General features: G+C 67.6%; 18 protein-coding genes. 7 read left to right on the top strand and 11 right to left on the bottom strand.

Features of this window, described 5'->3' with window-relative positions:
* Nucleotides 1-5: 5 nt before the first annotated feature.
* From clpB to WDLP6_RS09130, 4 genes are all read right to left on the bottom strand, one after another.
* Nucleotides 6-2,627, bottom strand: a complete 2,622-nt coding sequence (gene clpB, locus WDLP6_RS09145; protein ID WP_162592067.1) for an ATP-dependent chaperone ClpB — start codon at nucleotides 2,625-2,627, stop codon at nucleotides 6-8.
* Between the two features lie 71 nt (nucleotides 2,628-2,698).
* Nucleotides 2,699-3,613 carry an alpha/beta hydrolase gene (locus tag WDLP6_RS09140; RefSeq protein ID WP_232077003.1) on the bottom strand — a complete coding sequence of 305 codons (915 nt, stop codon included), beginning with the start codon at nucleotides 3,611-3,613 and terminating at the stop codon, nucleotides 2,699-2,701.
* A gap of 4 nt (nucleotides 3,614-3,617) precedes the next feature.
* Nucleotides 3,618-4,601: a tripartite tricarboxylate transporter substrate binding protein gene (locus WDLP6_RS09135; RefSeq protein ID WP_162592066.1), complete on the bottom strand. Its 984-nt coding sequence runs from the start codon at nucleotides 4,599-4,601 to the stop codon at nucleotides 3,618-3,620.
* A gap of 11 nt (nucleotides 4,602-4,612) precedes the next feature.
* A complete protein-coding gene (locus WDLP6_RS09130) occupies nucleotides 4,613-5,527 on the bottom strand; it encodes a diiron oxygenase (RefSeq protein WP_162592065.1) in 915 nt (304 codons plus the stop codon).
* Nucleotides 5,528-5,656: 129 nt separating this feature from the next.
* On the opposite strand from WDLP6_RS09130, the gene WDLP6_RS09125 reads away from it, so the two are divergent.
* Entirely contained in the window at nucleotides 5,657-6,550 is an 894-nt protein-coding gene (locus WDLP6_RS09125) for a LysR family transcriptional regulator (protein WP_162566717.1), read from the top strand.
* A gap of 22 nt (nucleotides 6,551-6,572) precedes the next feature.
* Here the strand turns inward: WDLP6_RS09125 and WDLP6_RS09120 are convergent, their stop codons facing one another.
* Complete coding sequence (locus WDLP6_RS09120; protein ID WP_162566716.1) at nucleotides 6,573-7,049, bottom strand: molybdenum cofactor biosynthesis protein MoaE; 477 nt, start codon at nucleotides 7,047-7,049, stop codon at nucleotides 6,573-6,575.
* A 244-nt stretch (nucleotides 7,050-7,293) separates the two neighbouring features.
* Here WDLP6_RS09120 and dapA point away from each other — a divergent pair, with 244 nt between their 5' ends.
* Nucleotides 7,294-8,184, top strand: coding sequence for a 4-hydroxy-tetrahydrodipicolinate synthase (gene dapA / locus WDLP6_RS09115; RefSeq protein ID WP_174259857.1), 891 nt, complete (start codon nucleotides 7,294-7,296; stop codon nucleotides 8,182-8,184).
* Here dapA and WDLP6_RS09110 read toward each other — a convergent pair.
* The 6 genes from WDLP6_RS09110 to WDLP6_RS09085 are packed head-to-tail and all read right to left on the bottom strand — an operon-like array spanning nucleotide 8,171 to nucleotide 14,246.
* Nucleotides 8,171-8,422: a MoaD/ThiS family protein gene (locus tag WDLP6_RS09110; protein WP_162592064.1), complete on the bottom strand. Its 252-nt coding sequence runs from the start codon at nucleotides 8,420-8,422 to the stop codon at nucleotides 8,171-8,173. The genes dapA and WDLP6_RS09110 overlap by 14 nt on opposite strands.
* A gap of 2 nt (nucleotides 8,423-8,424) precedes the next feature.
* On the bottom strand, nucleotides 8,425-9,678 hold the full coding sequence (locus WDLP6_RS09105; protein ID WP_162592063.1) for a molybdopterin molybdotransferase MoeA: 1,254 nt from the start codon (nucleotides 9,676-9,678) through the stop codon (nucleotides 8,425-8,427).
* On the bottom strand, nucleotides 9,671-10,216 hold the full coding sequence (mobB, locus tag WDLP6_RS09100; RefSeq protein WP_162566712.1) for a molybdopterin-guanine dinucleotide biosynthesis protein B: 546 nt from the start codon (nucleotides 10,214-10,216) through the stop codon (nucleotides 9,671-9,673). Before mobB ends, WDLP6_RS09105 begins: the two co-directional genes overlap by 8 nt.
* A 15-nt stretch (nucleotides 10,217-10,231) precedes the next feature.
* Entirely contained in the window at nucleotides 10,232-11,650 is a 1,419-nt protein-coding gene (gene thrC / locus WDLP6_RS09095; RefSeq protein ID WP_162592062.1) for a threonine synthase, read from the bottom strand.
* Nucleotides 11,650-12,972 (bottom strand): homoserine dehydrogenase, encoded by a 1,323-nt coding sequence (locus WDLP6_RS09090; protein ID WP_162592061.1) that lies wholly within the window; start codon nucleotides 12,970-12,972, stop codon nucleotides 11,650-11,652. Before WDLP6_RS09090 ends, thrC begins: the two co-directional genes overlap by 1 nt.
* A gap of 50 nt (nucleotides 12,973-13,022) precedes the next feature.
* Complete coding sequence (locus tag WDLP6_RS09085; protein ID WP_162592060.1) at nucleotides 13,023-14,246, bottom strand: pyridoxal phosphate-dependent aminotransferase; 1,224 nt, start codon at nucleotides 14,244-14,246, stop codon at nucleotides 13,023-13,025.
* Nucleotides 14,247-14,312: 66 nt separating this feature from the next.
* Here WDLP6_RS09085 and WDLP6_RS09080 point away from each other — a divergent pair, with 66 nt between their 5' ends.
* The 5 genes from WDLP6_RS09080 to WDLP6_RS09060 all read left to right on the top strand — a co-directional run bounded on the left by WDLP6_RS09080 (nucleotide 14,313) and on the right by WDLP6_RS09060 (nucleotide 18,319).
* Complete coding sequence (locus WDLP6_RS09080) at nucleotides 14,313-14,708, top strand: Mth938-like domain-containing protein (RefSeq protein ID WP_162566708.1); 396 nt, start codon at nucleotides 14,313-14,315, stop codon at nucleotides 14,706-14,708.
* 122 nt (nucleotides 14,709-14,830) lie between these two features.
* Entirely contained in the window at nucleotides 14,831-15,307 is a 477-nt protein-coding gene (locus WDLP6_RS09075) for a peroxiredoxin (RefSeq protein WP_028253457.1), read from the top strand.
* Nucleotides 15,308-15,497: 190 nt separating this feature from the next.
* Entirely contained in the window at nucleotides 15,498-17,246 is a 1,749-nt protein-coding gene (locus tag WDLP6_RS09070) for a PhoH family protein (RefSeq protein ID WP_162592059.1), read from the top strand.
* Nucleotides 17,247-17,455: 209 nt separating this feature from the next.
* Nucleotides 17,456-17,827: a VOC family protein gene (locus WDLP6_RS09065; RefSeq protein WP_162595026.1), complete on the top strand. Its 372-nt coding sequence runs from the start codon at nucleotides 17,456-17,458 to the stop codon at nucleotides 17,825-17,827.
* A 36-nt stretch (nucleotides 17,828-17,863) separates the two neighbouring features.
* A complete protein-coding gene (locus WDLP6_RS09060; RefSeq protein ID WP_162592058.1) occupies nucleotides 17,864-18,319 on the top strand; it encodes a GyrI-like domain-containing protein in 456 nt (151 codons plus the stop codon).
* Nucleotides 18,320-18,342 lie beyond the last annotated feature (23 nt).

The raw sequence follows: 18,342 nt of genomic DNA, 5'->3' as shown, positions 1-18,342 counted from the left end.
CGACTTTAGGCCACCGCGGCGGCCGAATGTTCCCCCGCCTTGCGAAAGCGGAATTCGCCCGGCGCCCGGATCGGATCGGTGCTGACCTCGATCGTGTCCTTCGGCCCGAAGCTGCCGTCCAGCAGCAGCTTCGACAGCGGATTCTCGATGCGCTGCTGGATCGCGCGCTTCAACGGCCGCGCACCGAACACCGGGTCGAAGCCGACCTTGGCGATCTCGGCCAGCGCCGGCGGCGACACGTCGAGCGTGAGGTCCATCTTCGCGAGCCGCTCCTGCAGCACCTTGAGCTGGATCGCGGCGATCGCCTCGATGTTCTTCGCGTCGAGCGCATGGAACACCACGGTCTCGTCGATGCGGTTGAGGAACTCGGGACGGAAGTAGTTCTTGAGCTCGTCCCAGACCGCGTCCTTGATCTCCTCGTTCGGCCGGCCGACCATCGACTGGATGATCGGCGAGCCGATGTTGCTGGTCATCACGATCACCGTGTTCTTGAAGTTCACGGTGCGGCCCTGGCCATCGGTCAGGCGGCCATCGTCGAGCACCTGCAGCAGCACGTTGAAGACGTCCGGATGCGCCTTCTCGACCTCGTCGAGCAGGAGCACGCTGTAGGGCTTGCGGCGCACGGCCTCGGTGAGGTAGCCGCCCTCCTCATAGCCCACGTAGCCTGGCGGCGCGCCGATCAGGCGCGCGACCGAATGCTTCTCCATGAACTCGCTCATGTCGACGCGGATCAGGTGGTCCTCGCTGTCGAACAGGAAGCCCGCGAGCGCCTTGCACAGCTCGGTCTTGCCGACGCCCGTGGGGCCGAGGAACAGGAAGGAGCCGGTGGGCCGGTTCGGGTCGGCCAGGCCCGAGCGCGAGCGGCGGATCGCATTGGCGACCGCGCCGATGGCCTCGTCCTGCCCGACCACGCGCTCGTGCAGCTTGTCTTCCATCATCAGGAGCTTGTCGCGCTCGCCCTGCATCAGCTTGGCGACCGGGATGCCGGTGGCGCGTGCCACCACTTCGGCGATCTCCTCGGCGCCGACCTGGGTGCGCAGCAGCGTCGGCGCGCTGGACTTGCCCTTGCTGGACTCGGTGTCCTGCGCTTCCTTCAGGCGCTTCTCGAGCCCGGGCAGCTTGCCGTACTGCAGCTCGGCCACCTTGTTGAAGTCGCCCTTGGCGGTGAATTCGGAGATCTGGAACTTGATCTTGTCGATCTCTTCACGGATCTGCGCGCTGCCCTGCGCCTGCGCCTTCTCGGCCTGCCAGATCTCGTCGTAGTCGGCGATCTCCTTCTGCAGCCGGGCGATTTCTTCCTCGATCAGGCCGAAGCGCTTCTGCGAGGCTTCGTCCTTTTCGCGGCGAACGGCCTCGCGTTCGATCTGCAGCTGGATCAGGCGCCGGTCGAGCCGGTCCATGACCTCGGGCTTGGAGTCCATTTCGATCTTGATGCGGGCTGCGGCCTCGTCGATCAAGTCGATCGCCTTGTCGGGCAGGAAGCGGTCGGTGATGTAGCGGTCGGCCAGCTCGGCCGCGGCGACGATCGCCGGGTCGGTGATGTCGACGCCGTGGTGGACCTCGTACTTTTCCTGCAAGCCGCGCAGGATCGCGATGGTCGCCTCCACGCTCGGCTCGCCGACGATGATCTTCTGGAAGCGGCGTTCGAGCGCGGCGTCCTTCTCGACGTACTTGCGGTATTCGTCGAGCGTGGTCGCGCCGACGCAATGCAGCTCGCCGCGCGCGAGTGCGGGCTTGAGCATGTTGCCGGCGTCCATCGCGCCCTCGGCCTTGCCGGCGCCGACCATGGTGTGCAGCTCGTCGATGAAGACGATGGTCTGGCCCTCGTCCTTGGCGAGTTCGTTGAGCACGCTCTTCAGGCGCTCCTCGAACTCGCCGCGGAACTTGGCGCCCGCCAGCAGCGCGGCCATGTCGAGCGACAGCACGCGCTTGCCCTTGAGCGAATCGGGTACTTCGCCGGCCACGATGCGCTGCGCCAGGCCTTCGACGATGGCCGTCTTGCCGACGCCCGGCTCGCCGATCAGCACCGGGTTGTTCTTGGTGCGGCGCTGCAGCACCTGGATCGCGCGGCGGATTTCCTCGTCGCGGCCGATCACGGGATCGAGCTTGCCGAGGCGCGCGCGCTCGGTCAGGTCCATGGTGTATTTCTTCAGCGACTCGCGCTGGCCTTCGGCATCGGCGCTGTTCACGCCCTGGCCGCCGCGCACCGCCTCGATGGCGGCTTCGACCGATTTGCGCGTGACGCCGTGGCTGCGCGCGAGGTTGCCGATGTCGGCCTTGCTGTCGGCCACGGCGAGCAGGAACAGCTCGCCGGCGATGAACTGGTCGTTGCGCTTGATGGCTTCCTTCTCGGTCGCCTGCAGCAGTTTGCCGAGTTCGGGGCCGACCTGGACCTGGTCATGGCCCTGCACCTGCGGCAGTTTCTTGATCGCCGCCTCGGCCGCCTGCAGCAGGCCGGGCACGTTGGCACCGGCGCGTTCGAGCAGGGCGCGGGGGCCTTCGTTCTGGCGCAGCATGGCGACCAGCAGATGGACGGGTTCGATGTAGGCGTTGTCGTTGCCGAGGGCGAGCGACTGCGCGTCGCCGAGGGCTTCCTGGAATTTGGTGGTGAGTTTGTCTTGGCGCATGAATGACTCCGATATCCCGGCATGTCGGGCTGGCCGCAGGGAATTCAAGCAATGTGCCGCAAGTATCCTCCTCAGCCGGCTGGCGCAAGCGCCGAGAAGAAGTCCATGATTTCCCGGCCCAGCGTCTCTTCGCCGCCATTGAAATGGGCCACGATCGACATGTGGTTATGGCCCTTCATCTGCAGGTAGCGCGGCGCATGCCCGCGCGCCGCCGCCATCCGGTGCGCGAATTCGAGCCCGTAGACGTCGAGCAGCGGATTCTCGAACTCCGCCGTCACGATCAGGGCCGGCAGCGTGCCGTGGGCTGCGAAGCTCACCGGCGAGCGCTGCTCGTAGAGCGACGCGTCGTCGCCGAAGTAGGCTTTGACACCGGCCGCATTCGGGTTCCCGGGCAACTGGTCGGCCCGCAGGCGCGCCGACACCAGCACGACCGCCTGCGCATGGCAGCCCTCCGCCCACATCGGCGCGAAGGCGTAGCTCGCCACATGCGTGCCGCCGGCCGAATGGCCCACCAGCAGCATGCGCGCCGGATCGCCGCCGTGCTGCGCCACATGCATCTTCAGCCAGGCCATCGCCTGCGCCACGTCGCGCGTGCCGTCGGGGTACGCCGCCTCCGGCGCGAGCCGGTATTCGAGGTTGACGCCGACGCAGCCCTGGCGTGCGAACCAGTAGAGGACGTTGTCGTAGATCTCGTCGCTCGCGCGCTTGTCGCCTCGCACGAAGGCACCGCCATGGACGAACACCACCACCGGCGCCCGCGCCGCATCGGCCGGCGTGAAGATGTCCATCACCTGCCGCGCATGCGTGCCGTAGGCCAGATCGCGCGCGACCGCGATGCCCGCCTTCGGCGCGCTGGCGAGCAGCGGCGCATAGGCGTCCTTCACACGCTGGCTGTTGCCGCGCAGGTCGAGCGCCCAGCGCGGGCCGATCTCGGCCATCAGCGCACGCAGCGCCTGCGGGCCTTCGACCATGGACGGGGACGACACGCGCTCAGGGCTGCGCAAGCCCGGCCTTCTTGATGACGCCCGCCCATTTGACGACCTCGCTGCGGCCGAAGTCGGCGAAGGCCTCGGCGCTGCCGTAGTCGGGTTCGGCACCGAGGTCGTGCAGGCGCTTTTGCATGTCGGGCGTCTTGATGACGGCGGTGATGTCGGCGTTGAGCCGGTCGCGGATCGCGGTCGGCAGGCCGGCCGGCGCGAACACGCCGAACCAGGCCGTGACCTCGTAGCCGGGCAAGCCGCTCTCGATCGCGGTCGGCACGTTCGGCATGGCCGAGCTGCGTGTCTTGCCGGTCACGGCCAGCGCCTTGAGCTTGCCGGCGCGAACGAAAGGGCCCGCCGTCGCCTGCAGATCGAACATCAGCGGCACCTGCCCCGCGAGCACGTCGTTGAGCGCAGGTGCGCTGCCCTTGTACGGCACATGAAGCAGCTGGATTTGCGCAGCGGAGGCCAGCAGCTCGCCGGCCAGATGGTTCGACGTACCGGGCCCGGCGGAGGCATAGCCGAGTTCACCGGGCTTGGCCTTGGCCATCGCGATCACGTCGGCGATGCTGTTCGCGGCCAGCGAGGGATTCGCCACCAGCACGAAGGGAATGGAGGCCACCGGCGCCACCGCCGTGAAGTCCTTGACCGGGTCGTAGCCGACCTTGTTCATGGCCGGGTTGATGGCCTGCGAACTGACCGTGCCCATCAGCAGCGTGTAGCCATCGGGCGCCGCGCCCGCCGCATAGCGCGCACCGATGGCGGTGCCGGCGCCGCCGCGGTTCTCGATGACCACCGGCTGGCCCAGCCGCTCGCCGAGCTTCTGCCCGACGGTGCGCGCGAGGATGTCCGCGGAACCGCCCGCCGGATAGGGCACCACCATCACCACCGGATGGTTCGGATACGCGCCCTGCGCATGCGCTGCCAGCGCGAGCCCGGCCGTGCCGGCTGCGGCCAGAAGCCAGCGGCCGAGTCGCTTCGTCCATGGATTCATCGCGGCTCTCCTCAATGCACCGCGGCCGGCGCGCGGTCGACCTCGGGCACTTCCGGGATCTCGACGCCGTAGGGCGCGACGTCGGCACGGATCTGCTCCAGCCCGCGCCGGATGATCGCGATCTCCTCGTCGGGATGGGTCGCGCCGAGCCCGTGTTCGGCCGCCAGCGCCCGGTTGCGGCCGGCGCGTTCGCGTTCCTCGTCGGGCAAGTTGACCACGGCATAGACGCCATTGAGCAGGCTGCCGCGCAGCTTCTTGGCCACCTTCTCGCCGATCAGCCGGCGATCGTCCGCGGACAGCTCGGAAAAGAACCTGCGCATGATGATGCGGCCGAACTGGATGTGCCGCGCCTCGTCGCGCAGCACCAGCTGGCACGCGGTGCGGATCGACTTGAAGCGCGCGTTCTCGTAGCGCGCCTGCAGCAGCTCGCCCGAGAGCTGTTCGAACAGGGTGTTGACCGCGAGCCCGGCGAAGAAGGACATCGCCTTCTCGTCGCGCTCGTCGTGGAAGCGCGGGATGACCGCCTTGAAGTAGTCGGCGCGCGGCTCGTCCTGGTAGCCCGCGAGGCTGCGCGCGACCAGGAACGAGGCCTCGTGATGGCGCAGTTCCTCGGCGATGAAATTGACGATGTGCTGCTTGATCTCGAAGGGCTGGTGCGCAAAGATCGCCTCGCGCAGCCGCTCCGCGCCATAGGGGATCGCGCCGTGCTCCATCCAGGCGCGCAGGCTCCACCATTCGGCGCCGGCCTCGCGCACGGCGGTGGGCAGATCGGCCTCGCGAAGGTCGGAGAAATCGATCGTGGCCGGATTCCACGCCAGCTCGCGCGCCTGCTCGCACAGGCGCCAGACGTCGGGGTATTCGAGCTCGGACTTGATGGGATACGGGTTGGGAACGGGGGTCAGTTCCTCGAGGAGGGATGGCTGCATCGATGGGGCTTTCGAAAGGAAGGGGTTGCGCGTTTCGGTCACATCCTGTGACAGCGCCCGCTTCGCGTCCAATACCGTTTTCAGGGGCTGGTGATCGTCGGCACGAATCACCATCCCTAGAATCCGCCGATGGACCTTCGTCAGCTCCGGCAGTTCGTCGCGGTCGCGGAAGAGCGCAGCTTTCGCCGCGCGGCCGAGCGCCTGCATGTCTCGCAACCGCCGCTGAGCGTGGCGGTGCAGCGGCTGGAAGCCGATGTCGGCGTCTCGCTGCTGGACCGCACCCGCCATCATGTGCGGCTGACCGTGGCCGGCGAGGCCTTCCTGCACGAAGCCCGGCGCACGCTGGCGCACGCGCAACTGTCGATCGAGATCGCCCAGCGCGCCGCGGCGGGCAAGCTCGGCACGCTGCGGCTGTCCTTCGTCCCCAGCGCCGCGCTGGGCGTGGTGCCGCGGCTGCTGCGCGCCTTTCGCGAGGACCATCCCGACGTCAAGCTGGTGCTGACCGGCGACACCACTTCGCAGCAGATGGCGGCGCTGCTCAGCGGCGCGACCGACGTCGGCATCGTGGTGCCGCCGCTGCACGATGCGCGGGACTTCCGGGTCGAGCCCTTCTGCGAGCAGGAACTGATGCTGGCCGTGCCGCAATCGCACCCGCTCGCCGGCCAGCAGCGCGTGCAGCTGCGCGACCTGGCCGCGGAGTCCTTCGTCGGCTTTCCGTTCAAGGAAGGACCGGGCTTCGAGAGCGTGGTGATGGCGGCCTGCCAGGACTGCGGCTTCATACCGAACTTCGTCCAGGCGGCGGCCCAGATGCAGACCATCCTGGCGCTGGTGGGCAGCGGCCTGGGCATCGCGCTGGTGCCGCAGGCCATGCAGGCGGTGCAGACCGAGCACGTGGCCTATCTGCAGGTCCGCAGGCGCAATGCGCCGGTCCGCTATGCGCTGGGGCTGGCCTTTCGCCCGTCGAATGCCAATCCGGCACTGGGCGCCTTCGTGGCGATGGCGCACCGGCTGAGCCGGCCGTGAAACGCAGCGCCGGCGGATCGTGTCAGGCGTTGCCGGCCGCAATGCCCCAGCGTGCGAGCGCGGCGTCGTCGGCCACGCGCGCATCGACCCAGCGCGCACCCTCGGGCGTCTCTTCCTTCTTCCAGAACGGCGCCTGCGTCTTGAGGTAGTCCATCAGGAACTCGCAGGCCTGGAAGCTTTCGCCGCGGTGCGCCGCGACCACCGCCACCATCATGATCTGGTCCAGCGGCTGCAGCAGGCCCACGCGGTGGACCACACGCGCGCCGAGGATGTGGAAGCGGCGATGGGCCTCGTCGATCATGGCCTCGATCGCCTTCTCCGTCATACCGGGGTAGTGCTCGAGTTCCATCGAGGCCACCGCGGCGCCGTCGTTGCGGTCGCGCACCGTGCCGATGAAACTGCAGACCGCGCCGACGCGCGCGTCCTGGGCGCGCAAGGCGGCGATCTCCTGCTGGAGATCGAAGTCTTCAGTCTGGATCGAAACGCGTGCGGCGGCCATCCGCGGATTGTGGCACTGCGCTAGACTTCGCCGATGCCTCACAGCGCCACGCTCCTCCTCGCTCCTGCCGAAGGAACGAACCGCATGCGCGTGGAAGGCAAAGCCAAAAAACCCGAGCTCGTCTGACCGGAGCTTCGGTTCCGTCGTCGGATGAGCGACGGAACTGCAAGGCTCTGGCCGAAGCGAGTGGCGCGCGCATGCGACGGTGGTTCTTCCATCGGTCGATTCCTGAAAGGAAAGCTGCGTGTCTGCCTCTTCATCCTCCATCGATTTCTCGGGCCTCTGGATTCCGCTCGTCACGCCGTTCACCCGCGACGGCGCCGTCGACCATGCCGCGCTTGCGCGCCTGGTCGAGCGGCTCGCCCCGACCGGCATCGCCGGCTTCGTGGTCTGCGGCTCGACCGGCGAAGCGGCTGCGCTCGACGACGACGAACAGCTCGCGGTGCTGGCGACCGTCGCCGAGGCAGCGCCCGAGCTGCCGCGCATCATGGGCATGTCGGGCTACCACCTCGGCAAGATGCTGGCGTGGGTCCAGCGGCTGAGCGAATACCCGCTGGCCAGCTTGCTGGTGCCGGCGCCGCACTACATCCGGCCTTCGCAGCAAGGCCTGGTCGACTGGTTCAACGCCATCGCCGAAATCAGCACGGTGCCGATCGTGGTCTACGACATTCCCTACCGCACCGGCATCCCGATCGCATGCGAGACGCTGCGCGCGCTCGCGGCGCATCCGCGCATCCGCGCGATCAAGGACTGCGGCGGCGACGCGGCCAAGACGCGCGCGCTGATCGCCGAGGGCCGCCTCCAGGTGCTGGCCGGCGAGGATGCCCAGCTGTTCGGCACGGTGGCCGAGGGCGGCGCCGGCGCCATCGCGGCCAGCGCGCATCTGCACACCGCGCGCTTCGTCGAGGTGCTGCGGCTGCTGCGCGAAGGACGGCTGGCCGGGGCGCGTGCGCAATGGCAGCCGTTGCTGCCGCTGATCGAGGCGCTGTTCGCCGAAGCGAACCCCGGGCCGTTGAAGGCCGCGCTCGCGACCGAAGGCCTGATGCACGACGAACTGCGCGCGCCGATGACCCGCGCATCGGCCGCGCTGCGCGAGCGGCTTGTGCCAATGCAGGCCGCGCTCAACCGCCGGTGACGGGCGGGAAGAAGGCGACTTCGCTGCCTTCGCGCAGTGCGGCGCCCTCATGGCTCATCACCTGGTCGAGCGCCATGCGCACGGCACGGCCGCGGGCCAGCGCGCTCGCATGCGGCTCGCCGCGCGCGATCAGCTCGTCGCGCAGCGCGCCCAGGTCGGGCGCTGCGGTGTCCAGCGTTTCGCTGCCGATGCCCAGGGCCTCGCGCACCGAGGCGAAGTAGCGCACGGTGAGCTTCATGGCTACGAGAGCAGCGCAGCGAGCGGGATGAACTGCACCATATCGCCCGCCTTGAAGGGTTGGCCTGCCGGCGTGTCGATCAGGCCGTCGCCCCAGACCATCGAGGTCAGGACGCCGGAGCTCTGGTTCGAGAACAGCTCGAGCCCGCCGGCGGCATTGCGGCGCGCACGCAGGAACTCGCGCCGGCGGTCGGCGCGCGGCCAGTCGAAATCGGCGCGCATCGCGACCGCCTGCGGCGCCACGCGGCTGGCGCCTTGCAGCGTCAGCAGAAAGGGCCGCACGAGCAGCAGGAAGGTGAGGAAGCTCGACACCGGATTGCCCGGCAGCCCCGTGAGGTGCGTATCGCCGATGCGGCCGTACGCAAAGGGTTTGCCCGGCTTCATCGAAAGCGACCAGAGATCGAGCTGGCCCAGATGCTGGACGGCAGCCTTGATGTGGTCTTCCTCGCCGACCGACACGCCGCCCGTGGTGATGATGAGGTCGTTGCCGAGCGCTGCGTCGCGCAGCGCCTCGATGGTCGCCTCGCGCCGGTCCGGCACGATGCCGAGATCGTTGACCTCGCAGCCCAGGCGCCGGAGCAGCGCCCGCATGAAGAAGCGGTTGGAGTTGTAGATCGAGCCCGGCTTCATCGCCTCGGGCGCCACCTCGCCGGGCATCACGAGTTCGTCGCCGGTCGACAGCAGCGCGACGCGCGGCCGCTTGGCGACCTGCAGCCGGTCGAGCCCGACGCTCGCGGCGAGGCCGAGTCCGGCCGGCGTGAGACGCTCGCCGCGCGACAGCACGACATCGCCTGCTGCCACGTCCTCGCCGGCGCGGCGGATCCATTGGCCGGGCGCCGGCGCGATCTCGATGCGCACGCGGCCCAGGCTGCCGTCCTCGGGCAGCGCGGCCGCCTCCTCCTGCATCACGACGGCATCGGCGCCCTCGGGGATCGGCGCGCCGGTGAAGATGCGCGCCGCCGTGCCGGCCGCGAGCACCGTGCCCACGCTGCCGGCCGGGATGCGCTGCGCCACGCGCAGCACCGCGCCGGCCGCGGCGCAATCGGCGGTGCGCACGGCGTAGCCATCCATCGCGCTGTTGTCGCGCGGCGGCACCGTGAGCGCGGATACCACGTCCTGCGCCAGCACGCGGCCGTCGGCCTCGAAGGTGGAGACGCCCTCGCTGCCGACGCGCGGCGTGGCGAAGGCGAGCAGCCGCGCGAGCGCTTCGTCCAGCGGCATCAGGGGAGGACGGGGAGAAGAAGACTTGTCAGCCATGGGACTTCACCTTGTAGTCGAAACGCGGGGCGTTCAGCAGCAGCCAGGCCGCGATGCCATCGATGTCGTCGAGGTCAAACACGGGCAAGGCGGTCGGCGTGGGCAGATGCTGCGGCGTGTCGGTGGCGATGCCGGCGATGAACGGATCCTCGCCATAGCGCGCGGGCCGCGGCGCCTCGCCTTCCGCGGGCAGACGCCAGACCTCGATCTTGAACAGGTCGGCGTGCTTGAAGCCTTCGACCAGCACCCAGTCGACGCCAGGGTCGAGTTCGGCGATGAGCTCGCGCACACCGAGCTGCGCCGGCTGCTCGAACTCGCGCATCAGCGCAAGGCGGCGGTCCGAGGCCACGACCACCTCGAAGGCGCCGGCCTCGCGATGGCGGTAGGTGTCCTTGCCCGGGTGGTCGATGTCGAAGTTGTGGTGCGCGTGCTTGACCACCGAGACGCGCTGGCCGTGCCGCCTGAGCACGGGGATCAGGCGCTCGACCAGCGTCGTCTTGCCTGCGCCCGAGAAGCCGGCAAAGCCGATGACGTTCATGCCTGGCCTGCCGGATCAGTCGTCGCAGTGCTGTGCGATGTAGGCCTTGACCGCCTCGGCGTCCGGCGGCAGCTTGACGACGCGCTTGGGCAGCGCTTCGATGCCTTCGAAACGCGCCGGGCGCTCGGGTTCGCGCCCGAGGGCTTCGACGATGGTCGCCGCGAACTTGATCGGCAGCGCGGTCTCGAGCACGACCATCGGCACGCCCGGCGTGAGGTGCTCGCGTGCGGCCTTGAGGCCGTCGGCGGTGTGGGTGTCGATCAGCGTCGCGAAGCGCCGGTCGGTGTCGCGGATCGTGGCCAGGCGGTCGGCGTGCGTGCTGCGGCTGCTGCGGAAGCCGAAGCGCGTCGCGGCCTGCGCAAAGAGCGGGTCGGCGCCGAGATCGAAGCGCGCGCTGCGGCCGAGTTCGCCCTCGAACAGCGCGCGCGTCTTCGCGGCGTCGCGGCCCAGCAGATCGAACACGAAGCGCTCGAAGTTGCTGGCCTTGGAGATGTCCATCGACGGGCTGGAGGTCTCGTGCGTGTCGGCGGCCGCGCGCACGCGGTAGACGCCGGTGCGGAAGAACTCGTCGAGCACGTCGTTCTCGTTGGTCGCGACGACCAGCGTGTGGATCGGCAAGCCCATCATGCGCGCGACATGGCCGGCACAGACGTTGCCGAAATTGCCCGAAGGCACCGCGAAGCTGACCTTGGCATCGTTGCCGCTCGTGGCCTGGAAATAGCCCGCGAAGTAGTAGACGACCTGCGCCAGCAGCCGCGCCCAGTTGATCGAATTGACGGTACCGATGCGGTACTTGCGCTTGAAGCCGAGATCGTTCGACACCGCCTTGACGATGTCCTGGCAATCGTCGAACACGCCGGCGATCGCGAGGTTGTGGATGTTCGCGTCCTGCAGGCTGAACATCTGGGCCTGCTGGAACGGGCTCATGCGGCCGTCGGGCGAGGTCATGAAGACGCGCACGCCCTTCTTGCCGCGCATCGCATACTCGGCCGCGCTGCCGGTGTCGCCGCTGGTCGCGCCGAGGATGTTGAGCGCCTCGCCGCGGCGCGCGAGCTCGTACTCGAACAAGTTGCCCAGCAGCTGCATCGCCATGTCCTTGAAGGCGAGCGTCGGGCCGTTGGACAGGGCTTCGAGGTAGACGCCGTCCTCCAGCTCGCGCAGCGGCACGATCTCGGGCGAGCCGAACACCTTGGCGGTGTACGTCTTCGCGCACAGCGCCTTGAGGTCGGCCGCGGGAATGTCGTCGATGTAGAGCGAGAGGATCTCGAAGGCCAGTTCGGCGTAAGGCAGGCCGCGCCACTTGGCCAGCATGGCGGCATCGACCGCCGGGTAGCGCTCGGGCAGGTAGAGGCCGCCGTCGGGTGCGAGCCCTTCCAGCAGGATCTCGCAGAAATGCCGGCGATCGGGATGGCCGCGCGTGGACAGGTAACGCATCAGGACAGCTCTTCCTTGCGGATCCGCACGATCGGTGCCAGCACGGAGGGCAGCGCCTGGAGTTCGGCGAGCACGTCGTCGAGCGTGCCTTCGCGCGTGTCGTGCGTGAGGATGATGAGGTCGGTCTGCGTCGAGCCTTCGCCGCCGACTTCGTCGGCTTCGCGCTGCAGCACGGCGTCGATGCTGATACCCGCGGTGGCCAACAGCCCGGTCACCTTGGCCAGCACGCCGGCCTGGTCGGCCACGCGCAGGCGCAGGTAGTAGCTGGTGACGACCTCGGCCATCGGCAGCACCTGCAGGTCGCTCATCGCGTCGGGATGGAAGGCCAGGTGCGGCACGCGGTGCGCGGCATCGGCCGTGTGCAGGCGGGTGATGTCGACCAGGTCGGCGATCACTGCGCTGGCGGTGGGCTCGCTGCCCGCGCCCTTGCCGTAGTAGAGCGTGGTGCCGACGGCATCGCCGTTGACCACGACCGCGTTCATCGCACCCTCGACATTCGCGAGCAGCCGCTTGGCCGGCACCAGCGAGGGATGCACGCGCAGCTCGATGCCCTGCGCCGTGCGCTTGGTGATGCCGAGCAGCTTGATGCGGTAGCCGAGCTGCTCGGCGTACTTGATGTCCTGGGCGGCGAGCCTGGTGATGCCTTCGACGTGCGCCTTGTCGAACTGCACAGGGATGCCGAACGCGATCGCGCTCATCAGCGTGACCTTGTGCGCCGCGTCGACGCCTTCGATGTCGAAGGTCGGGTCGGCTTCGGCATAGCCCAGGCGCTGCGCCTCCTTCAGCACGGTGCCGAAGTCCAGGCCCTTGTCGCGCATCTCGGACAGGATGAAGTTGGTGGTGCCGTTGATGATCCCGGCGATCCACTGGATGCTGTTGGCCGTGAGCCCTTCGCGCAGCGCCTTGATGATCGGAATGCCGCCGGCCACGGCGGCTTCGAAGGCCACCATCACGCCCTTGGCATGCGCGGCCGCGAAGATCTCGGTGCCGTGCACCGCGAGCAGCGCCTTGTTGGCGGTGACCACGTGCTTGCCGGCCGCGATGGCCTCGAGCACCAGTTGCCTGGCGATGCCGTAGCCGCCGATCAGCTCGACCACGATGTCGATGTCGGGATTGGCGATCACGGCGCGCGCATCGCCGACCACCTGCACGCCCTCGCCGACCACGGCCCGGGCGCGCGCCTCGTCGAGGTCGGCGACCATGGCGATCTCGATGCCGCGGCCGGCGCGGCGCTTGATTTCTTCCTGGTTGCGCTGGAGCACCTTGAAGGTGCCGCTTCCGACCGTGCCGATGCCGAGCAGGCCAACTTGGATGGGTTTCATTCGATTCGTCTCTGGAGCAGGGGGAGCAGGAAAGTCGTGGCAGGCCGGCGTCAGGCCATGCGGGTTCGGTAGCGTTCGAGAAAGGCGGCGATGCGGCCGACCGCTTCGCGCAGGTCTTCCTCATGCGGCAGGAACACAATGCGGAAATGGTCCGGCGTCGCCCAGTTGAAGCCGGTGCCCTGAACCAGCATGACCTTGGTCTCCTTCAACACGTCGAGGAAGAACTGCCGGTCGTCCTCGATCGGGTAGATCTTCGGATCGAGCTTCGGAAACATGTAGAGCGCGGCACTGGGCTTGACGCAGCTCACGCCAGGGATCGCGGTGATCAGCTCGTAGGCCAGGTCGCGCTGGTGACGCAGGCGCCCGCCCGGGCCCACCAGGTCGTTGATGCTCTGGTAGCCGCCGAGCGCGGTCTGGATCGCCCACTGGCCCGGCACGTTGGGGCACAGCCGCATGTTCGAGAGCATGTTGAGCCCCTCGATGTAGTCCTGCGCGACCTTCTTGTCGCCCGACACCACCAGCCAGCCGGCGCGGTAGCCGCAGGAGCGGTAGCTCTTGGACAGCGAGTTGAAGGTGAGCGTGAGCACGTCCTTGGACAGGCTGCCGATGGCGGTGTGCCGGACGCCGTCGTAGAGCACCTTGTCGTAGACCTCGTCGGCGAGGATCACCAGCCCATGCTCGCGCGCGATCGAGACGATGCCCTTGAGCAGGTCGTCGGAGTACAGCGCCCCCGTGGGATTGTTGGGGTTGATGACCACAATGCCCTTGGTGCGCGGCGTGATCTTGGCGCGGATGTCGTCGAGGCTCGGCATCCAGCCGTCGTCCTCGTCGCAGAGGTAGTGCACGGGCTTGCCGCCCGACAGGCTGGTCACCGCGGTCCACAGCGGGTAGTCAGGCGCCGGCAGCAGCAGTTCGTCGCCGTCGTTGAGCAGCGCGTTGGTGGCCATCGCGATGAGTTCGCTGGCGCCGTTGCCAAGGTAGATGTCGTCGAGCGTCACGCCCGCGATGCCCTGCTTCTGCGTTTCGTGCATCACGGCCTTGCGCGCCGCGAAGATGCCCTTGCTGTCCGAATAGCCGGCCGAGCCCGGCAGGTTGCGGATCATGTCCTGCTGGACCTCTTCCGGCGCATCGAAGCCGAACACGGCGAGGTTGCCGATGTTGAGCTTGATGATCTTCTGGCCCTCTTCCTCCATCTGCTTGGCGGCGTCCATGATCGGGCCGCGGATGTCGTAGAGCACGTTGGCCAGCTTGGCCGATTTCTTGAGCGGTTTCAAAGTCCCTCCAAGGGGGTCTGCGCAGGGGAAAACCTATAATTTGACCACAGTTCCCCCGGCCTCCCGATGAAGCTTCAACCCGACAAATCCGACGTTCAGACCCTCACAGCACATGGCCCCGGCTGGGTGGCCATCAACAACGAACGGGTCGAGGCCAGCGTCGTGGTCGGTTCGCGCGGCGAACGCTTCGCCTGGGACTGCAACAGCTTCGACGAACTCGGGCCCGAGCACTTCGAACGCCTCGCGTCCATGGGCGCCGAACTGATCATCTTCGGCAGCGGCGCGCGCATCCGCTTTCCCCAGGCGGCGTGGCTTCAGCCACTCATGGCGCAACGCACGGGCGTCGAGACGATGGACACGCCCGCGGCCTGTCGCACCTACAACATCCTCGCGGGCGAGGGCCGGCATGTGGTCGCCGCCCTGCTGGTCGAGAGCCCGCCGAGTGGGCAATCGGGGGAGTAGTTGGCTTTTTCGGGGTAAAATCGCGGGTTGCAAACCGGCGGCCCGCCCTCAGTTAGCAACGACCAATCCTCCATGTTTTCGAGACGGCTCGGGCATGGACTCAAACGGAGAAAACAAGTTTCATGGCGATCGTTGTCAACAAACCCATTCCCGAATTCGACGCCAACGCCACCGGCGGCCTCAAGGTCTCGAACACCTCGCACCTCGGTCACGTGCTGGTGATGTACTTCTACCCCAAGGACAATACACCCGGCTGCACGACCGAAGCCATGCAATTCCGTGACCGTTACAAGGACTTCGTGAAGGCTGGCGCCACCGTGTTCGGCGTTTCGCGCGACAACATGAAGTCGCACGACGAATTCAAGGCCAAGCTCGAGCTTCCCTTCGAACTGATCGCCGACACCGAAGAAAAGATGTGTCACATGTTCGGCGTGGTCAAGAACAAGATCATGTACGGCAAGAAGGTCAAGGGCATCGAGCGCAGCACCTTCCTGATCGGCCCCGACGGCGTGCTCAAGGCCGAATGGCGCGGGCTCAAGGTGCCCGGCCACGTGGACGACGTGCTCAAGGCCGTGAAGGCGCTCAAGAAGGCAGCCTGATTCCCGCCTTCGTGCCCTTTTGCGCGCTCGCGTCGGCGATCCGCAACACTGCCGCGATGTGTCACGCGCGATGTGCATAATGGCTTCATGCCGTTGAGCTCCGCGACCGCATCCACCGAACAAAGCCGCCCTGGTCTTCAGGCGGCTTTTTCGCTTTCTGGCTTCTTCTTTTCTGCGAGCGAACCTACCCATGCCCTTGCCTCCCGCACCCACGAAGCGCGCCGCACTGCTTTCGCCGGACGCGCACGACGCGCCCGCCCGTTCCTCGCACGGCAGAAGCGGTCGGCGCTCGTCCGATCGGCGACATGAGGAGTCCGGCTCGGACGGGCCGCAACCGCTCGAGCTCTTCGATCGCCACGCCGCGGAAGGCGGCGGGATCGTCGAGGCGCCGCCGCCCGCGCAGTTGAAGGCGCCGGCCGCGCCGCGGCCTGCACCGCAGGACAACCGGGCCGAAGTCCGCCCCAGCACCCCGGTCCCTGCTGCGGCGCCTCAGGGGCAGCCGCGCCCCAAACGCGCCAAGCAGGTCGGCCCGGCCAAATTGTTCGTGCTCGACACCAACGTGCTGCTGCACGACCCGATGTGCCTGTTCCGCTTCGAGGAGCACGACATCTTCCTGCCGATGATCGTGCTGGAAGAACTCGACGGCCACAAGAAGGGCACGACCGAAGTCGCGCGCAACGGCCGCCAGACCAGCCGTACGCTCGACGCGCTCGCGGGCGCGCAGGGTGCCGACATCGCCAAGGGCCTGAAGCTCGACACCACCGGCCATCGCGAGGCCGGCGGCAAGCTGTTCTTCCAGACCTCGCCGCTCGACTATTCGCTGCCGACCAGCCTGCCGCAGGGCAAGGCCGACAACCAGATCCTGGGCGTGGTCCAGGCACTGCGCGACCTCTACGCGCAGGACGCACCCGGCCGTCCGAAGCAGGAGGTGGTGCTGGTGTCGAAGGACATCAACATGCGCGTGAAGGCGCGCGCACTCGGCCTGGCTGCCGACGATTACCAGAACGACAAGACCCTCGAGGATGGCGATCTGCTCTACGCAGGCTCGCTCCCGCTGCCGGCTGACTTCTGGACGCGCCAGAGCAAGACGATCGAGAGCTGGCAGAGCGGCAGCAGCACCTTCTACCGGATCAGCGGCCCGATCGTGCCGAACCTCTACATCAACCAGTTCGTCTACTTCGAGGCGGCCGGCGAACCCAGCATGTACGCGCGCGTGACCGAGATCCGCGACAAGACCGCGGTGCTCAAGACGCTCAAGGACTACGGTTCTGCCAAGAACGCCGTCTGGGGCGTCAACACGCGCAACCGCGAGCAGAACTTCGCGATGAACCTGCTGATGGATCCCGAGGTCGACTTCGTCACGCTGACCGGCACCGCCGGCACGGGCAAGACGCTGATGGCACTGGCTTCGGGCCTGACCCAGGTGCTCGACGACAGGCGCTACACCGAGATCATCATGACGCGCGCCACCGTGAGCGTGGGCGAGGACATCGGCTTCCTGCCGGGCACCGAGGAAGAAAAGATGGGCCCGTGGATGGGCGCGCTCGACGATAACCTGGAGTTCCTGGCCAAGGGCGACAGCGGTGGCGCGGGCGAATGGGGCCGCGCCGCGACCAACGAGCTGATCCGCAGCCGCATCAAGATCAAGAGCATGAACTTCATGCGCGGGCGCACCTTCCTCAACAAGTACGTGATCATCGACGAGGCACAGAACCTGACGCCCAAGCAGATGAAGACGCTGATCACGCGCGCCGGCCCGGGCACAAAGATCATCTGCATGGGCAACCTGGCGCAGATCGACACGCCTTACCTCACCGAAGGCTCGTCGGGGCTCACCTTCGCGGTCGACAAGTTCAAGGGCTGGCCGCATGGCGGGCACATCACGCTGGCACGCGGCGAACGGTCGCGGCTGGCGGACTTCGCGAGCGAAGTTCTATAGCTCGCCCCCAGCCTCGCCCACTTCGTGTGGCTCTGCACCCCCCTACCGGGGGGCAACACCGAGGGACCGGCGAAGCCGGTTCCCTGGTGTTTCACGAAAGGGCCGGCGCTGCGCGCGGCCATGTTCGGGCCCTGCTGAAGGCTGCTGACACCACGTTGTCAGTAGTCGGCGCGCAGCATCACGGCTTCACTCACTCAAGGAGAAGCCTCATGACAAGCGCCATCAACTGGTTCGAAATCCCGGTCATCGACATGGATCGGGCGCAAGTCTTCTATGAAAAGGTCCTCGGCCGGAAACTCAAGCGCGAGGACTTCGGCGGCGAAGCACTGGCCGTGTTTCCGCACGACGAGCCTGCCATCGGCGGCTGCCTGATGGCTGGCGGCCACCGCGCAGACGAGTCGGGCAGCGGCATCCGCATCTATCTGGACTGCATGCCGAGCATCGACGCCGTGCTGTCGCGCGTCGTCGCAGCGGGCGGCCAGATCGTCGCGCCGAAATCCGCACTGCCGGCGGAGATGGGTTTCATTGCCCACCTGCGCGACACTGAAGGCAACGAAGTCGGCCTGCACGCCCTGGCTTGAGGTCGCAACCATGACGACGAAGAAAGAGAGAAAGAAATGCAACCCCAGATCCAACGTCTCGAACCCTTTCGCGTCGCCGGCCTGACGGCACGTACCGACAACCGCACGGAAGGCAATCTTCCAGTCGCACGGATCGGCATGCTCTGGGACCGCTTCTTCGACGAACGCGTCTACCAGAAGGTGCCGAACCGGACCTACGACATGCGGCTCTACGGCGTCTATTCGGACTACGAATCCGAAGCCCACGGCGCCTTCGCCGTCACCACCGGTGTCGCCGTCTCGGGCGGCCCGTCGGCCGTGCAGATCGATGGGGGGGACTATCTGGTCTTCACGGGCGAAGGACAGATGCCCCAGATGGCGCTCGCGGTCTGGGAGGCAATCTGGCAGTATTTCGACGAGCACCCCGAAGTCAGGCGCCGCTACCGCAGCGATTTCGAGGCCTACAGTGGACCGGAGCAAGTCGCGATCTACATCGGCGTGATCCTGAATTGAGATGAAACTCACCGCCAGCCTTG

It is taken from the genome of Variovorax sp. PBL-E5 (assembly GCF_901827185.1).
In the GTDB taxonomy this organism is placed as follows: Bacteria; Pseudomonadota; Gammaproteobacteria; order Burkholderiales; family Burkholderiaceae_C; genus Variovorax.
This window is presented reverse-complemented; position numbering and strand designations above follow the sequence as displayed.

Excerpts from the sequence above, each read along its gene's own strand:
- thrC (WP_162592062.1), bottom strand. The coding sequence starts at position 11,650 with ATGCGTTACCTGTCCACGCGCGGCCATCCCGATCGCCGGCATTTCTGC.
- WDLP6_RS09060 (WP_162592058.1), top strand. The coding sequence starts at position 17,864 with ATGCAACCCCAGATCCAACGTCTCGAACCCTTTCGCGTCGCCGGCCTG.
- WDLP6_RS09090 (WP_162592061.1), bottom strand. The coding sequence starts at position 12,972 with ATGAAACCCATCCAAGTTGGCCTGCTCGGCATCGGCACGGTCGGAAGC.
- mobB (WP_162566712.1), bottom strand. The coding sequence starts at position 10,216 with ATGAACGTCATCGGCTTTGCCGGCTTCTCGGGCGCAGGCAAGACGACG.
- WDLP6_RS09135 (WP_162592066.1), bottom strand. The coding sequence starts at position 4,601 with ATGAATCCATGGACGAAGCGACTCGGCCGCTGGCTTCTGGCCGCAGCC.
- WDLP6_RS09120 (WP_162566716.1), bottom strand. The coding sequence starts at position 7,049 with ATGGCCGCCGCACGCGTTTCGATCCAGACTGAAGACTTCGATCTCCAG.
- WDLP6_RS09075 (WP_028253457.1), top strand. The coding sequence starts at position 14,831 with ATGGCGATCGTTGTCAACAAACCCATTCCCGAATTCGACGCCAACGCC.
- WDLP6_RS09110 (WP_162592064.1), bottom strand. The coding sequence starts at position 8,422 with ATGAAGCTCACCGTGCGCTACTTCGCCTCGGTGCGCGAGGCCCTGGGC.
- WDLP6_RS09070 (WP_162592059.1), top strand. The coding sequence starts at position 15,498 with ATGCCCTTGCCTCCCGCACCCACGAAGCGCGCCGCACTGCTTTCGCCG.
- clpB (WP_162592067.1), bottom strand. The coding sequence starts at position 2,627 with ATGCGCCAAGACAAACTCACCACCAAATTCCAGGAAGCCCTCGGCGAC.
- WDLP6_RS09065 (WP_162595026.1), top strand. The coding sequence starts at position 17,456 with ATGACAAGCGCCATCAACTGGTTCGAAATCCCGGTCATCGACATGGAT.
- WDLP6_RS09080 (WP_162566708.1), top strand. The coding sequence starts at position 14,313 with ATGAAGCTTCAACCCGACAAATCCGACGTTCAGACCCTCACAGCACAT.
- WDLP6_RS09125 (WP_162566717.1), top strand. The coding sequence starts at position 5,657 with ATGGACCTTCGTCAGCTCCGGCAGTTCGTCGCGGTCGCGGAAGAGCGC.
- WDLP6_RS09105 (WP_162592063.1), bottom strand. The coding sequence starts at position 9,678 with ATGGCTGACAAGTCTTCTTCTCCCCGTCCTCCCCTGATGCCGCTGGAC.
- WDLP6_RS09130 (WP_162592065.1), bottom strand. The coding sequence starts at position 5,527 with ATGCAGCCATCCCTCCTCGAGGAACTGACCCCCGTTCCCAACCCGTAT.